The 15,086-nt window shown below is 68.8% G+C and carries 13 protein-coding genes; 10 read left to right on the top strand and 3 right to left on the bottom strand.

Annotated features, from left to right (window positions below; translation table 11 throughout):
- The first annotated feature begins 70 nt into the window (after positions 1 to 70).
- The 3 genes from ACIBK4_RS23690 (at position 71) to ACIBK4_RS23680 (ending at position 4,427) form a co-directional block, all read left to right on the top strand.
- Positions 71 to 2,965 (top strand): vitamin B12-dependent ribonucleotide reductase, encoded by a 2,895-nt coding sequence (locus ACIBK4_RS23690; RefSeq protein ID WP_398997195.1) that lies wholly within the window; start codon positions 71 to 73, stop codon positions 2,963 to 2,965.
- A gap of 278 nt (positions 2,966 to 3,243) precedes the next feature.
- Positions 3,244 to 3,510, top strand: coding sequence for a hypothetical protein (locus ACIBK4_RS23685; protein WP_398997193.1), 267 nt, complete (start codon positions 3,244 to 3,246; stop codon positions 3,508 to 3,510).
- A 221-nt stretch (positions 3,511 to 3,731) separates the two neighbouring features.
- Positions 3,732 to 4,427, top strand: coding sequence for a DUF6215 domain-containing protein (locus ACIBK4_RS23680; RefSeq protein ID WP_398997191.1), 696 nt, complete (start codon positions 3,732 to 3,734; stop codon positions 4,425 to 4,427).
- 18 nt (positions 4,428 to 4,445) lie between these two features.
- Here the strand turns inward: ACIBK4_RS23680 and ACIBK4_RS23675 are convergent, their stop codons facing one another.
- Positions 4,446 to 4,979, bottom strand: coding sequence for a TerD family protein (locus ACIBK4_RS23675; protein ID WP_366436425.1), 534 nt, complete (start codon positions 4,977 to 4,979; stop codon positions 4,446 to 4,448).
- Between the two features lie 155 nt (positions 4,980 to 5,134).
- On the opposite strand from ACIBK4_RS23675, the gene ACIBK4_RS23670 reads away from it, so the two are divergent.
- The 3 genes from ACIBK4_RS23670 (at position 5,135) to ACIBK4_RS23660 (ending at position 7,503) form a co-directional block, all read left to right on the top strand.
- The gene (locus ACIBK4_RS23670) at positions 5,135 to 5,740 is read left to right on the top strand and encodes a YdbC family protein (RefSeq protein WP_398997313.1); all 606 of its coding nucleotides are present in this window, start codon (positions 5,135 to 5,137) and stop codon (positions 5,738 to 5,740) included.
- Positions 5,741 to 5,880: 140 nt separating this feature from the next.
- Entirely contained in the window at positions 5,881 to 6,540 is a 660-nt protein-coding gene (locus ACIBK4_RS23665; RefSeq protein ID WP_393050150.1) for a histidine phosphatase family protein, read from the top strand.
- A 12-nt stretch (positions 6,541 to 6,552) separates the two neighbouring features.
- Entirely contained in the window at positions 6,553 to 7,503 is a 951-nt protein-coding gene (locus ACIBK4_RS23660; protein WP_398997188.1) for an ADP-ribosylglycohydrolase family protein, read from the top strand.
- A gap of 208 nt (positions 7,504 to 7,711) precedes the next feature.
- Here the strand turns inward: ACIBK4_RS23660 and ACIBK4_RS23655 are convergent, their stop codons facing one another.
- A complete protein-coding gene (locus tag ACIBK4_RS23655; RefSeq protein WP_398997186.1) occupies positions 7,712 to 9,259 on the bottom strand; it encodes an MFS transporter in 1,548 nt (515 codons plus the stop codon).
- A 187-nt stretch (positions 9,260 to 9,446) separates the two neighbouring features.
- Here ACIBK4_RS23655 and ACIBK4_RS23650 point away from each other — a divergent pair, with 187 nt between their 5' ends.
- From ACIBK4_RS23650 to ACIBK4_RS23640, 3 genes are all read left to right on the top strand, one after another.
- On the top strand, positions 9,447 to 10,070 hold the full coding sequence (locus tag ACIBK4_RS23650; RefSeq protein WP_398997184.1) for a TetR/AcrR family transcriptional regulator: 624 nt from the start codon (positions 9,447 to 9,449) through the stop codon (positions 10,068 to 10,070).
- 82 nt (positions 10,071 to 10,152) lie between these two features.
- Entirely contained in the window at positions 10,153 to 10,854 is a 702-nt protein-coding gene (locus ACIBK4_RS23645; RefSeq protein ID WP_398997182.1) for a ribonuclease HII, read from the top strand.
- A 68-nt stretch (positions 10,855 to 10,922) separates the two neighbouring features.
- On the top strand, positions 10,923 to 11,564 hold the full coding sequence (locus ACIBK4_RS23640) for a hypothetical protein (RefSeq protein ID WP_366436419.1): 642 nt from the start codon (positions 10,923 to 10,925) through the stop codon (positions 11,562 to 11,564).
- A 309-nt stretch (positions 11,565 to 11,873) separates the two neighbouring features.
- Here ACIBK4_RS23640 and ACIBK4_RS23635 read toward each other — a convergent pair whose 3' ends face one another.
- Positions 11,874 to 12,509 carry a hypothetical protein gene (locus ACIBK4_RS23635; protein ID WP_398997180.1) on the bottom strand — a complete coding sequence of 212 codons (636 nt, stop codon included), beginning with the start codon at positions 12,507 to 12,509 and terminating at the stop codon, positions 11,874 to 11,876.
- A gap of 368 nt (positions 12,510 to 12,877) precedes the next feature.
- On the opposite strand from ACIBK4_RS23635, the gene ACIBK4_RS23630 reads away from it, so the two are divergent.
- Entirely contained in the window at positions 12,878 to 15,037 is a 2,160-nt protein-coding gene (locus ACIBK4_RS23630; protein WP_398997177.1) for a RecQ family ATP-dependent DNA helicase, read from the top strand.
- Positions 15,038 to 15,086 lie beyond the last annotated feature (49 nt).

Here is a 15,086-nt window from a genome sequence, read left to right as displayed (position 1 = left end):
ACCAGACAAACACTCTGCCACGGGAACATCGTGGCATTTTCGGGCGTTTTCGCCTGTAGAGGGAGGCGGCATGACAGAGACGGCGAGCGGTCCGGCACGAGGTTCCCGCGCGAAGGGCACCAAGGCCACCAAGGGACTGCGCATCGAGCGTATTCACACCACCCCGGGCGTGCACCCGTACGACGAGGTGGAGTGGGAGCGCCGTGACGTCGTCATGACCAACTGGCGCGACGGCTCGGTCAATTTCGAGCAGCGTGGCGTCGAGTTCCCCGCCGAATGGGCGGTGAACGCGGTCAACATCGTCACCAGCAAGTACTTCCGCGGTGCCGTGGGCACCCCGCAGCGCGAGGTGAGCCTCAAGCAGCTCATCGACCGCATCGTGAAGACGTATCGGAAGGCCGGCGAGGACTACAAGTACTTCGCCTCACCCGCCGACGCCGAGATCTTCGAGCACGAGCTGGCGTACGCCCTCCTGCACCAGGTCTTCAGCTTCAACAGCCCCGTCTGGTTCAACGTCGGGACCCCGCAGCCCCAGCAGGTCTCGGCCTGCTTCATCCTGGCCGTCGACGACTCCATGGAGTCGATCCTCGACTGGTACAAGGAAGAGGGCATGATCTTCAAGGGCGGTTCCGGCGCCGGCCTGAACCTGTCCCGCATCCGCTCCTCCAAGGAGCTGCTCTCCTCCGGTGGCAACGCCTCCGGACCGGTCTCCTTCATGCGCGGCGCCGACGCCTCCGCGGGAACCATCAAGTCCGGCGGCGCCACCCGCCGCGCGGCCAAGATGGTCATCCTGGACGTCGACCACCCCGACATCGAGGACTTCATCCAGACCAAGGTCAAGGAAGAAGAGAAGATCCGCGCGCTGCGTGACGCGGGCTTCGACATGGACCTGGGCGGCGACGACATCACGTCGGTGCAGTACCAGAACGCCAACAACTCGGTCCGTGTGAACGACACGTTCATGAAGGCCGTGGAGAACGGCGACAAGTTCGGCCTGACGTCCCGCATGACCGGCGAGGTCATCGAGGAGGTCGACGCCAAGGAGCTCTTCCGCAAGATGGCCGAGGCCGCCTGGGCCTGCGCCGACCCGGGCATCCAGTACGACGACACCATCAACCAGTGGCACACGTGCCCGGAGTCCGGCCGTATCAACGGCTCGAACCCGTGCAGCGAGTACATGCACCTGGACAACACGTCCTGCAACCTCGCCTCCTTGAACCTGATGAAGTTCCTCAAGGACGACGGCAAGGGCAACCAGTCCTTCGAGGTCGAGCGTTTCGCCAAGGTCGTCGAGCTCGTCATCACCGCGATGGACATCTCCATCTGCTTCGCGGACTTCCCGACGCAGAAGATCGGCGAGAACACGCGCGCGTTCCGCCAGCTCGGCATCGGCTACGCCAACCTCGGCGCCCTGCTGATGGCGACGGGCCACGCGTACGACTCGGACGGCGGTCGTGCCCTCGCGGGTGCCATCACCTCCCTGATGACCGGCACGTCGTACAAGCGTTCCGCCGAACTCGCCGCGGTCGTCGGCCCGTACGACGGCTACGCCCGCAACGAGCAGCCGCACCTGCGCGTCATGAAGCAGCACGCAGACGCCAACGCCGTGGCCCCGCGCGCGGACGACCTGGACACGCCCATCTGGGCCGCTGCCACGGAGTCCTGGCAGGACGTGCTGCGCCTCGGTGAGAAGAACGGTTTCCGTAACTCGCAGGCGTCCGTCATCGCCCCGACCGGCACCATCGGTCTCGCGATGTCCTGCGACACCACCGGACTTGAGCCCGACCTCGCCCTGGTCAAGTTCAAGAAGCTGGTCGGCGGCGGCTCGATGCAGATCGTCAACGGCACCGTCCCGCAGGCCCTGCGTCGCATGGGCTACCAGGAGGAGCAGACCGAGGCGATCGTCGCCCACATCGCCGACAACGGCAATGTGATCGACGCCCCCGGGCTCAAGCAGGAGCACTACGAGGTGTTCGACTGCGCCATGGGCGAGCGTTCCATCTCCGCGATGGGCCACGTCCGCATGATGGCCGCCATCCAGCCCTGGATCTCCGGCGCGCTCTCCAAGACGGTCAACCTGCCGGAGACGGCGACCGTCGAGGACGTCGAAGAGGTCTACTTCGAGGCGTGGAAGCTGGGCGTCAAGGCGCTCGCGATCTACCGCGACAACTGCAAGGTCGGCCAGCCCCTCTCCGCGAAGACCAAGGAGAAGGAGAAGGTCGAGGTCACCGCCAAGGCCGAGGACACCATCCGCACCGCGGTCGAGAAGGTCGTCGAGTACCGCCCCGTCCGCAAGCGCCTCCCCAAGGGCCGCCCGGGCATCACGACCTCCTTCACGGTCGGCGGCGCCGAAGGCTACATGACCGCCAACTCCTACCCGGACGACGGTCTCGGCGAGGTCTTCCTGAAGATGTCCAAGCAGGGCTCCACCCTCGCGGGCATGATGGACGCCTTCTCGATCGCCGTCTCCGTAGGCCTGCAGTACGGCGTGCCCCTGGAGACGTACGTCTCCAAGTTCACGAACATGCGCTTCGAGCCGGCCGGCATGACGGACGACCCGGACGTGCGGATGGCGCAGTCGATCGTCGACTACATCTTCCGCCGCCTGGCGCTCGACTTCCTGCCCTTCGAGACGCGCTCCGCGCTCGGCATCCACTCCGCCGAGGAGCGTCAGCGTCACCTGGAGACCGGCTCGTACGAGCCGACGGAGGACGAGGTCGACGTAGAGGGCCTGGCCCAGTCGGCGCCGCGCGCCCAGGAGTTGAAGGCCGTGGCCGCGCCGAAGGCCGTGGCCGAGGCGACCAAGCCCGCCCCGCAGCAGGCGCACACCAGCGCCGAGTTGGTGGAGATGCAGCTGGGCATCCAGGCCGACGCCCCGCTCTGCTTCTCCTGCGGTACGAAGATGCAGCGGGCCGGTTCCTGCTACATCTGCGAGGGGTGCGGCTCGACCAGCGGCTGCAGCTGAAAGTGGGCCGAGTTTCATCGGGCACAACGGGCTGAATGTCCGTTGTGGAGGTTAGCTCGGCGTAGTTGGTCGTGGGTTCTCCCTGGCTTCGGTAGAGGAGCCAGGGATGACCGAGAGCTTGTTTTGGCCGCTACTGGGTGGCTGCCGAAACAACGAACGCCCGACCTTGTAGGGGGCGGGCGTTCGGTGCGGCATTGAGGCGATGTCAATGCGCTGCGTGAGAACACGCATGACATCAGCTTCCGGGTCGCGATGCAAATTTGACCCGGAGGGAGGTGTTGATCATCTCGAAGAATCCTCGTCAAACTGGCGCCAAGGCTGCCTCGGCTGCCGCTAAGACGCTGACCAGTAAGAGAGCGACCAAAGCGGAGAAGTCCGCTGCGGCCAGTGCGTTGTCGCAGGCTCCTAAGAGCACCGGCCAGACCAGTGCCAAGGCCGCTTCGGCTGCAGGCAAGACGCTGGCAAGCTCGAATGCGACGAAGGCGGAGAAGGCAGCTGCTGCCAGCACGCTGTCGCAGGCGCCGAGCCGCCCGAAGGGGAAGTAGAGGGTGACTGCCCGGGCCCTACACCTGGGGAGCCATCCACTTGGCCGATATCAAGGGCAACCGCTTGAAGTGAACTAGCTGGTCAGGGCGGTGGAGTCGGTATCCCGGCTTCGCCGCCCTCGGCGTTTCCCGCCCCGGGGAGAATCCGGTTTCCCAGCGGAACGATCAGCGGTTAATCTCCCTCAGCGCGCATAGGCCGCGCACAGGGGAGGGTGGGGGAAATGGTCGACGAATCCGTCGAACCCGAAAGACGTAGGAGCGCGGGGGCCCAGGCGGTCGCCGCGGTGGTCGTGGTCGGGGGTGTCGTGGGCGGCATGTGGGGACTTGGGGGAGTCCTGCCGAAGACGTCGCAGCAGGACGGCAAACCGGCGACCTGCTCGGTGAGCACCGACAAGACGCTGCCGGCGAAGTACGTTTCGCCGGCGCAACTCTGCACGGCACTGAACCGCACGGACCTTCCGGTGCTCCTGGGGACCCCGGAAGAGCACGCGGAGACCGCCGGGGGCAGCGCGGGCTGGATGACGCTGGCGGGCGGCACCAAGATCGCCAGCCCGGAGGCCGACGTCGACCTGAAGACGTACTCCGTGCGGCTGTCGGCGTCCTACGACGACATTCCCGTCGCCCAGGCGGCGCGCTACGTGGACTCGACCTCAGCGGTGAAGAAGGTCCTGGGGCACCCGGCCGTCCTCTACTCGGACCGGACCATCGCCATCAGCTTCAACCTCGGCGGAGGCAAGGCCAGTACGGGCCCTGGAGGCATCGCCCGCAGCCTGCTGGTCTCCACGAGTGCGAAGGACGGCGGCGACTCCTTCGAGATATCCATCTGGCGTCAGGACGACGTGCCGCCCGACGACGAGGCGCTGTTCCGTATCGCCGAGGAGGTGCTGCCGACGGTCCCGGGCTGGACCGCCGGCTGACGCGCCGTCCTGATGGGCTCAGGGCTGCTGCGCCCTGCCCATCGTCCTGGTGAAGGTCGCGGGGTCGTCCTCGAAGCCCCGGATGCCGGGATGGAAGTCCCAGCTTCCGGAGTCGTCGCGGACGAACTCCCCGACCGTCGCCGCCGTAGCGCCCAGGACGTCACCGAAGTCGTCCTCGGTGAGGACGGTGTATCCCTCGCGGATGCGCAGCTTCGGGTTGAGGACATTGACGAACGTGCGGTGGGCGACGCGCTGTTGGATGACGACACCGACCACCACGCGCGCGTACCGGTCGGCGAGCCGGTCGAGTTCCAGGGTCATGACCTCGTCCCAGCCGAAGCCCTTGCCGTCCTTGCTGTCCCGGTTGAGATAGATGGTGCCGTCGGGCGAGCGGCTGTCGAAGTGCACCGCGTACGCGGGAGCGCCGTACAGATCGCCCGCCACATACGTGGTGGCGACGATGTCCAGATCGACGGGCGGCTGCCCGGTGGGACTCGGATCCCACTGGAGCCCGACTTCGGCCTTGCGGATCCCCTTGTTGAGGCCGTTCACCACAGTTCCCCTTCCCCGTTCGCCTCGATCGCGCGCCCCAACTACTGGGCGATCAGCGTTCGTTGTCCATCGTGCCACGCGCGCGGGGGCGCATGCGCCGACGATCTCAGCCGGAGCGTGACCGGCGCCACGCTCGGTGGCCTTACGATGGCGCGGTGCTGGTCAAGTGGATTCGCTGCACCGTGGTTGACCGCCGCGGCTTCGAGCGCGGGCAGCGAAAGTGGGCGGGGCTTCTGGGGGAGCCGGGATTTCGGGGACAGGGGGGAGGCTGGAGCAGAGCGCGGCCGGGCGTGGCACACATTTTCGCGTTCTGGGAAAGCCGTGCCTTCTACGACTCCTTCATGGCCCGATCCCACGACCGGCTGGCCTCGGCCCAGGTGGGCACCTTCAAGGACGCGCAGGTCAAGCTGTTCGACCACCGTTTCGACGTGAAGACCGGCTTCGAACCGCGCTTCACCGACGCCGACCTGGTGCGGGTGGCCCTGTGCCGTGTCCACGAGGAGCGCGCCGAGCACTTCACGCTGATGCAGGAGAAGGTCTGGAATCCGGCGATGGCCGGTTCCCCCGGCATGCTCCGCGGGCTGTTCGGCGAGGCCCCCGGACACGAGTTCATGGTGCTGTCGATGTGGCACTCGGCCGCCGAGCACGGCAAGTACCGCACCGAGCGGGTGGAGCGGCTCGCACTGCGGGCCCAGATCGAGGCCGACGTCGCCTCCCTCACGGGGGACATCGTGCAACTGGAACCGTCCTGGACGGTTTGAGATCCAAACTGACGCCGCAGGCGTCCCACTGTGTGAATCGTGCGCCCCTATGTGGTCCATCGGGCACAATTCGTGTGACCTACGCCGTATGGAGCCCGTACGAGTGCTCGATATCCCGTCACTCGATCTAGGGTTTTGGCATGGCACGACCACGGCGCATCGTCCTTGTCCGGCACGGCGAGTCAACGGGCAATGTTGATGACACTGTGTACGAGCGTGAACCCGACCATTCCCTGGCGCTGACCGACCAGGGCTGGCGACAGGCTGAGGAGACCGGAAAGCGGTTGCGGGAGGTGTTCGGCCGCGAGCGCATCAGCGTGTACGTCTCCCCGTACCGCCGTACGCACGAGACCTTCCGGGCCTTCCACCTCGATCCCGACCTCGTCCGCGTACGCGAGGAACCCCGGCTGCGCGAACAGGACTGGGGGAACTGGCAGGACCGCGACGACGTACGCCTCCAGAAGGCGTACCGGGACGCGTACGGGCACTTCTTCTACCGCTTCGCCCAGGGCGAGTCCGGCGCCGACGTCTACGACCGGGTGGGCGGCTTCCTGGAGAGCCTCTACCGCAGCTTCGAGGCCCCCGACCACCCGCCGAACGTGCTCCTGGTGACGCACGGCCTGGCGATGCGGCTGTTCTGCATGCGCTGGTTCCACTGGACGGTCGCGGAGTTCGAGTCGCTGTCGAATCCGGGGAACGCCGAGATGCGGATGCTCGTTCTGGGAGATGACGGGCGGTACGCGCTGGACCGGCCGTTTTCCAGTTGGCGAGACCCGGAGCCGTACGGGATCACCGGATAGGGTGGCCGACCGATGATCGCTGACTCCTCTTCCGACACTCCCGACCCTGCTGTTTCTCCTGCCTCTCCCGCCTCCCTCGATGCGCGTCTGGACCGTGCCCTGGCCAGCCTGCGTGGACTCGCCGTGGGCGACGCGCTGGGCTCGCAGTTCTTCGTCCCCGCGAACTACCCCCTCCTCAAGCGTCGCGAACTGCCGCCGACTCCCTGGCAGTGGACCGACGACACGGAGATGGCCTGCTCCGTGGTCGCCGTCCTGGCCGCCCACCACCGCATCGACCAGGACGCCCTGGCGCGTTCCTTCGCCGAGCACCACGACTTCGACCGCGGCTACGGTCCCGCGGTCAACCGGCTGCTGCGCCTCGTCCGCGAAGGCGGCGACTGGCGTGAACTGTCCGCCGCGCTCTTCAACGGGCAGGGGTCATGGGGCAACGGCGCGGCGATGCGGATCGCGCCCCTGGGCGCCTGGTACGCCGACGACCCCGAGCAGGCCACCCACCAGGCGGAGATCTCCGCCTACCCCACGCACCAGCACCGTGAGGCCGTGGTCGGCGCCATGGCCGTCGCCGCGGCTGCCGCGCTGGCAGCGGCTCCCGGCGGCCCGCCCCGTGGAGAGTCACTCCTCGACGGCGTCATCGCACCCGTACCGAAGAGCGCCGTCGGCGCGGGCCTGCGGCGCGCCCGGGACATGCTCGACTACGCCGATCCGGGCACCGTCGCGGCCGTCCTGGGCTGCGGACGCCGTACGTCCGCCCACGACACGGTTCCCTTCGCGCTCTGGTCGGCCGCGCGTGGCCTCGGCGACTACGAGGGGGCGTTCTGGGCCACCTCGCAGGTCGGCGGCGATGTGGACACCACCTGCGCCATCGTGGGCGGCGTGATCGCCGGCGGGAAGGCGGGGGCGCCGCCCGTCGAGTGGCTGGAGCGTACGGAGGCGCTGCCCGGCTGGGTTCCGACGTCCGTCTGACGCCCTCACCACTTCGCCCGGGCAGCGCTCCGCACGCGATGAAAACTCTCTGTGCCTGATGGGAACTCTCCGTGATCGCCCGGCCGTTGTCCTGGCAGCTGCTGTGCGACACATGAGTCCGCACAGGCAGACGGGACGCGACAGTTGGGGGGTGACCATGAGGTTTTCGCTGGTGCCGGTGGGCCGGGTCCCGACCGGGCCCGGCCGGTCAGCCGACTCCCGCAGCCGCCGTGCCCGCGAGGGCTTCGAGGTCGCTCTTGCGGACCTGGATCACCAACCAGGCGGTGACCAGGGCGAGTACGGCCATCGCGGCGGCCGGGATGAAGGCCGCCGAGATGCCGTGCGCGAGCACCTCGTGCCCCCAAGGCGCGGGCAGTTGGTGCGTCTTGGGAAACGCCGCCTTCTGTTCCGCCGATCCATTGGCCAGGAACTTCGGCAGCTGCTTCTTCGCCTCGTCCTTGCTGGCCGAGCCGAACACCGTGGTCAGGATGGACAGGCCGAGCGAACCGCCCACCTGCTGCATGGCGTTGAGCAGCGCGGAGGCCGCGCCCGCCTCGTGCTGGGCGACGCCGGAGACGGCAGTCACTGTCAGGGTCACGAAGTTCAGGCCCATCCCGAAGCCGAACACGAGCATCGGGCCGAGCACTCCGCCGACGTACGAGCTGTCCGAGCTGATGAGGGTCTGCCAGGCCAGCCCGATCGCCGCGAGCGTCGAGCCCATGAGCATGAAGGGCCGTGGCCCGAGCACCGGCAGGAACCGCTGGGACAGCCCCGCGCCGGCCGCGATCACGACCGTCACCGGCAGGAAGGCGAGACCCGCCTGGATCGGGCTGTACCCCAGCACGTTCTGCACGAAGAGCACGATGTAGAAGAACATCCCGAACATCGCGGCGGCCAGGCTCAGCATGATCACGTAAGTGCCCGAGCGATTGCGGTCGGCGAACATCCTGAGTGGAGTGATCGGCTCCTTGGCCCGGGATTCGGTGATCACGAAGGCCAGCAGCAGGACGATCGCCGCGGCGAAGGAGCCGATGGTCAGGCTGTCGCGCCACCCCTTGTCCGCCGCGCGGATGAAGCCGTAGACGAGGGACGCCATGCCCGCCGTCGAGGTCAGTGCGCCCGCGATGTCGAAGCGGCCGGTGTGTCGTTCGGACTCGTTGATGTACAGCGGTGTGAGGACGGCGATCAGGATGCCGATCGGCAGGTTGACGAAGAACACCCAGCGCCAGTCGAGCCACTCGGTGAGCATGCCGCCCGCGAGCAGACCGATCGCGCCGCCGCCCGCCGAGACCGCGGCGAAGACTCCGAACGCCCTGTTCCGCTCCGGGCCTTCGGGGAACGTGGTGGTGATCAGCGCCAGCGAGGTCGGCGACGCGATCGCGCCACCCACGCCCTGCAGGACCCGTGCGGCGAGCAACTGCCAGGGTTCCTGGGCGAGACCGCCGAGCAGCGAAGCGAAGGTGAAGAGCAGGATGCCGGTCGTGAACACCCGGCGTCGGCCGAGGATGTCGCCGGCCCGGCCACCGAGAAGCAGCAGACCGCCGAAGGTGAGCGTGTAGGCGCTGACGACCCAGGTGAGGTCGGTGGTGCTGAAACTGAGTGCAGCTTGAATGTGCGGGAGGGCGATGTTCACAATCGTCGCGTCGAGTACCACCATGAGCTGACAGGCCGCGATGACTGCGAGCGCGATGCCGGGATGCCCCTCCCGGCGGGCCGCTCCTGGCCTTGGCTCCTGAGTCAACTGAGAGGTTGTCACTATGGGTCCCCCACAAGTGAGTTAGTGAACGCTCGCGTTCACTGTCGCGTCAACCGTAGTGAGTCCCCAACAGTGAACGCAAGCGTTCACTTAACTCGCCTTCGCGTGGCGTCCTCCCCGTCGCTGCCGCGTGACGCATCCCCGATCCCCGGAATTCCCCATTCCACTGCTCGCTGGAGACACTCAGATGGTTACTTCGGGCTGGACGGCCGCCCCCGCTCGGGCGGCCTCCCTCCGCCGCCGAGGCGCCGTGCTCGAACGCGCGATCCTGGAGGCCGCGCTGGAGCAACTCAGTACGGTCGGATGGAACGCCCTCACGATGGAAGGCGTCGCCGCCGGCGCGCAGACGGGCAAGGCCGCCGTCTACCGGCGCTGGTCCTCGAAGGAGGACCTCGTCGCGGACGCGTTGCAGGCCGGGCTACCGCGTCTGGACGAGGCGCCCGACCTGGGAAATGTGCGCGAGGATCTGCTGGCGCTGTGCATGCGGGCGCGCGACGCGATGTTCTCGCGGCCGGGATTCGCCCTGCGCGCGGTGATTCACGAATGCGACACTGTGCAGGCGGAACGCTTCCATGGCGTGATCACCGAAGGGGTCGTGGAGCCGACGATCCGGCTGCTTCGCGAGGCCATCGACCGTGGAATAGAGCGAGGCGAGGTCCGGTCCGGCGCGTCCAACGGCTATGTCATCGATGCCATCCCGGCGATGATGATGTACCGCTCGAAGATGTGCGGCAGCGAATGGGGCGACCGTGAAATCGAGGAAATGATCGACCAGTTGATGATTCCGCTGCTCCGGCCCGCCGGTGCCTGAAACTCGACCGGACCCGTCGTGGAGGAGCTTGCGGAAACCCGGGTGTCGCAGGGGGTTCCAGGCGGCGTAGTCTGATGGCGCCATGCCGTACGAACCACCTACTCATACCGTCGAGCGCTCACTGCGCGCCACGACCGGGGCCAAGGTCATTGCCGGCGTCGACGAGGTGGGGCGCGGTGCGTGGGCCGGCCCCGTCACCGTCTGTGCGGCGGTCACCGGACTGCGCCGACCCCCCGAAGGCCTCACCGACTCCAAACTCATCGCGGTCAAACGACGCACCGAACTCGCCGAAGAACTGCGCAAGTGGGTCTCGGCGTACGCCCTGGGACACGCCTCCCACGAAGAGATCGACGACCTGGGGATGACGGCCGCGCTGCGGCTCGCCGCAGTGCGTGCCCTGGAGGCCTTGCCCGTTCGCCCCGACGCGGTCATCCTCGACGGGAAGCACGATTACCTCGGGGACCCCTGGCGGGTTCGTACGGTGATCAAGGGCGACCAGTCGTGCGTGGCGGTCGCGGCCGCTTCGGTGATCGCCAAGGTTCAGCGCGACAAAATGATGGCCGAACTGGGCATCGACCATGCAGACTTCGCTTTCGCGGCCAACGCCGGGTATCCCTCACCCGTGCACAAGGCCGCACTGGAGGAGCGGGGGCCCACCCCGTACCACCGGTTGTCGTGGGCGTATCTTGATGCGCTGCCCCAGTGGCGGCACCTCAAGAAGGCCCGCAGTTGGGCGGAGGGAAACGTTCCGAAGATCGAGGGCCAGCTCGGTTTCGACTTCTGACCGTTCCGCTCGCACTCATGTGCCACCCGCTGCCGCAAGCCGCACCAGTGTTTGATAAAAATCAGCTCATGCCTCTCATTCCCGAGGAGCCTCAGATTCACGAGAGTGCCCAGGGTCCCAGCGCCACTCCGGCCAGCAGCCGCGTCGCGCCGACCCCCCGCCCTGTTCCCGGTCCCCGCCCTGCGGCTCCGCCGCGTCCCGGTCGTCCCGGCCCCCTGCGGCCGACGGCTCCGGCGCAACGTACGCCGCGCGACGTGGCCGTGGCCAAGCCCGGACCCTCGGGTCCGGCTGTTCCCACCTCCTCCGACAACGCTGTGGCGACCCCGCAGATCCAGCTGATCCCGGCCTCGGCCGAGGGCGCGCTGGACGCTGCCGAGGAAGCCGTGGACCTGCTCCTGGAGTCGGGCCGTGCCCCCGGTGACGTGCTGGTGATCACCACCGGCGAACCGCACCCGTGGGCCGCCCACGAACTGTCCTTCGGTGAAGCCTCCTACTGGGCGCAGCACGACGCGCGCGACGACGTGTTCTACGCGGACGCCGCCGTCGCGGGCCGGGCGGCGTCCCGTCCCGTCGTCGTGGTCGCCGTCAACGGAGGCGCAGCCGCCGTGGCCACCACCGCCCTGCCCCTGGCCCTCGGCCGGGCCGGCACCCTGCTGATCGTCTGCGGCGACCCGCAGCAGATCAACTCGGTGCTGGGCGCGGGCGTCTGAGCCGTTCCGGGAACTCCCGGAAGGCTCTCGGAGGGCGACGGCGGTCAGGTGAACGCCGTCGCGACGGTCTGAGCACGGTGAGCCATTCGGCGTGCGCGGATTTCGGTGCGGTTGGCGACGTACGCCTTCCGCAGCCGTGCTTCCGTTGCTGCTCACGTCGGCGCGGCGACCTTCTGGGCGGGACAGCGCCTGCCGCAGCCGTCCCGCGAGCCGAGACCGGAGTATGGCGGGATTTCCCGCATACGGTGCTTCGGACGCCACGCCGGCAAGGGCGCGCGTACGGTCCGGGCGCGAGGCCCGGACCGGGTTTCAGCGGGCCGCGGCGCGGCGCAGGACCTCCGAGGCGGCGCCGCCGGTGCGGGGCAGCAGAGGCGGTACCTCGGACATGGCGAAAGGTTCCGGCGCGGAGTCCGCACTGGGCCGTCGGCCACCGCGCCCCTCGCCGAGCACCTGCCAGCCGTCGCGTGTCAGCGTGATGTAGGCCCCGCAGCGCAGCCCGTGCAGCGTGCAGGCGTCACGCAGCCCCCACATCCACGCACCGTCCTCCTCCGTCCAACGCGCGTCGCCCTCACGGCAGTAGAGCAGCACGGCCGTGCGCACCGGAGTGCGGCGGCGCAGATCGTGCGGGATGACACGGCGTAGCTGCGCGAGCAGCGCGTTGCGGAACATCCAGCCGTCGGCCGGGGCCGACCGCCGGACGAACGAGGCGCTCGCGAGCAGCCGCTCGTCCGGGTCGAGGACGGCCACGACTGCGGTAGCCGGTTTCGGCCGATGCCGGGAGTGCAGCCCGCTGACCACCTCGCGGGGATTGCGCAGCAACGGGATTCCGGCAGCGGCCCATTCGGAGGGTTCGAGCAGACGGGCCAGAGGGTTGGCGGAAGCGGCGGACAGGTCGGCAGACGTCGACGTGGATGCCGCGGAGGACGGAGCGAATCCGAAGGTCACGGTCCTCCCTTCGGCTACGCGCCCACACTGCGGGCGGGGTCGGATTCGGGGGAGCGCGCACCGCAGCAGAGCCCTACCGGATCACGGACGAGCCGTGCGGGGAGCGGACTCCAATTCTTCCTGTCGAACTGGGATGCGGCAACGAGCAAATGGGGCCACCGACCCTTATCTGACGGTCTGTGGCTTATATCCCTACCCAATGCGTCACCCGGCGACGCCTGGGACGTTCGAGCACGACACTTTCGTACGCCATTGATGTGCGGGAGGTCCAGAGAGGGCCGGTCGGACGGGGTGCGGGACACGGTCGCGCGCGCTTCGTCGCGGCGGGGGATTGGGCCGTTGTCAGTGGCGTGCGGTTGCATGGGGGTATGAGCAACCAGGAGCTGCGTGCCGAAGCCGACGCCATCCTCGCCGAGCTGGTCGGTGATCCGACCGGCACGGCGCGGCTGCGCGAGGACCAGTGGCAGGCGGTGGCGGCCCTGGTGGAGGAGCGTCGGCGCGCACTGGTGGTGCAGCGCACCGGCTGGGGCAAGTCGGCGGTGTACTTCGTCGCGACCGCCCTGCTGCGCCGGCGCGGCTCCGGTCCTACGGTGATCATCTCGCCGTTGCTCGCGCTGATGCGCAACCAGGTCGAGTCGGCGGCGCGGGCCGGAATCCGGGCGCACACCATCAACTCCGCCAACCCGGAGGAGTGGGACAGCATCTACGGAGAGGTCGAACGGGGCGAGACCGACGTGCTCCTCGTGAGCCCGGAGCGGCTCAATTCCGTCGACTTCCGCGACCAGGTGCTGCCCAAGCTCGCGGCCACGACCGGCCTCCTGGTGGTCGACGAGGCGCACTGCATCTCCGACTGGGGACACGACTTCCGCCCCGACTACCGCCGACTGCGGGCGATGCTGGCCGAACTGCCCACCGGCGTCCCCGTGCTGGCCACCACCGCGACCGCCAACGCGCGCGTGACGGCCGATGTGGCGGAGCAGTTGGGCACGGGCGCAGGGGAGGCCCTGGTGCTCCGCGGTCCCCTGGAGAGGGAGAGCCTGCGGCTCGGAGTGGTCCAACTGCCGGACGCAGCGCACCGTTTGGCCTGGCTCGCCGAGCACCTGGACGAGCTGACCGGCTCCGGGATCATCTACACGCTCACCGTGGCCGCCGCCGAGGAAGCCACCGCCTTCCTGCGCCAACGTGGCTTCAAGGTCGCCTCGTACACCGGGAAGACGGAGAACGCCGACCGGCTGCAGGCTGAAATCGACCTCCAGGAGAACCGCGTCAAAGCCCTGGTCGCCACCTCGGCACTGGGCATGGGCTACGACAAGCCGGACCTCGGCTTCGTGGTCCACCTCGGCTCGCCCTCCTCGCCGATCGCCTACTACCAGCAGGTGGGCCGTGCGGGTCGCGGCGTCGCCCACGCCGATGTGCTGCTCCTGCCCGGCCGCGAGGACGAGGCCATCTGGCGCTACTTCGCCGATACAGCCTTCCCGCCCGAGACGCAGGTCCGCCAGACCCTCTCCGCCCTCGCCGACGCGGGCCGCCCGCTGTCCGTGCCCGCCCTGGAGACGGCGGTCGACCTACGGCGCAGCCGCCTGGAGACGATGCTGAAGGTCCTGGACGTCGACGGCGCGGTCAAGCGTGTGAAGGGCGGCTGGGCGGCCACGGGCGCCGAGTGGATGTACGACGCCGAGCGGTACGCATGGGTGGCCAAGCAGCGGGCGGCCGAGCAGCAGGCGATGCGCGACTACGTGAGTACGTCCCAGTGCCGGATGGAGTTCCTGCGGCAACAACTCGACGACGAAGGGGCGGTCCCCTGCGGTCGGTGCGACAACTGCGCGGGCGCCTGGATCGATTCCTCGGTCTCGGCCGAGACGCTGACAGGCGCTACGAAGGAACTGGAGCGCCCAGGTGTGGAGGTCGAGCCGCGCCGCATGTGGCCGACCGGGATGGCCGCGCTGGGCGTCGACCTCAAGGGCCGCATCCCGGCCAAGGACCAGTGCTCCACAGGGCGCGCCCTGGGACGGCTCTCCGACATCGGCTGGGGCAACCGCCTGCGCCCCCTGCTGGCCGAGAACGCGCCCGACGGCCCGGTCCCGGACGACGTCCTGAAGGCCGCGGTCGCGGTACTCGCCGACTGGGCACGCTCTCCTGGCGGTTGGGCGCCGAACGTCGCGGACCCCTCCGCCCGTCCCGTGGGGGTCGTGGCCGTACCGTCGCTGGCCCGCCCGCAACTGGTCGGTTCCCTCGCCCAGGGCATCGCGAGCATCGGCCGCCTCCCCCTCCTGGGCACCCTGACGTACACCGGACCGGACGGCACGCACGGGGCGCGTCGCAGCAACTCCGCCCAACGTCTCAGGGCCCTGTCCGACGCCTTCGCCGTCTCGGGGGAACTGGCTGACGCCCTGGCCGCCTCTCCCGGCCCCGTCCTGCTCGTGGACGACTACACCGACTCCGGCTGGACGCTCGCGGTTGCTGCCCGACTGCTCCGCCGGGCCGGTGGCGAACAGGTTCTTCCGCTGGTCCTCGCTGCGGCGGGCTGAGATTTCTCATCGGGGCCCTTGACGTCGTCGGGATGCCGAGGGGGGCTCG

The sequence above is a fragment of the Streptomyces sp. NPDC050528 genome (genome assembly GCF_044457795.1).
In the GTDB taxonomy this organism is placed as follows: Bacteria; Actinomycetota; Actinomycetes; order Streptomycetales; family Streptomycetaceae; genus Streptomyces.
This window is presented reverse-complemented; position numbering and strand designations above follow the sequence as displayed.

What these genes read in the sequence shown, in the direction of transcription:
- ACIBK4_RS23690 (WP_398997195.1), top strand. Translation starts at nt 71, where the DNA reads ATGACAGAGACGGCGAGCGGTCCGGCACGAGGTTCCCGCGCGAAGGGC.
- ACIBK4_RS23680 (WP_398997191.1), top strand. Translation starts at nt 3,732, where the DNA reads ATGGTCGACGAATCCGTCGAACCCGAAAGACGTAGGAGCGCGGGGGCC.
- ACIBK4_RS23665 (WP_393050150.1), top strand. Translation starts at nt 5,881, where the DNA reads ATGGCACGACCACGGCGCATCGTCCTTGTCCGGCACGGCGAGTCAACG.
- ACIBK4_RS23660 (WP_398997188.1), top strand. Translation starts at nt 6,553, where the DNA reads ATGATCGCTGACTCCTCTTCCGACACTCCCGACCCTGCTGTTTCTCCT.
- ACIBK4_RS23650 (WP_398997184.1), top strand. Translation starts at nt 9,447, where the DNA reads ATGGTTACTTCGGGCTGGACGGCCGCCCCCGCTCGGGCGGCCTCCCTC.
- ACIBK4_RS23645 (WP_398997182.1), top strand. Translation starts at nt 10,153, where the DNA reads ATGCCGTACGAACCACCTACTCATACCGTCGAGCGCTCACTGCGCGCC.
- ACIBK4_RS23640 (WP_366436419.1), top strand. Translation starts at nt 10,923, where the DNA reads ATGCCTCTCATTCCCGAGGAGCCTCAGATTCACGAGAGTGCCCAGGGT.
- ACIBK4_RS23630 (WP_398997177.1), top strand. Translation starts at nt 12,878, where the DNA reads ATGAGCAACCAGGAGCTGCGTGCCGAAGCCGACGCCATCCTCGCCGAG.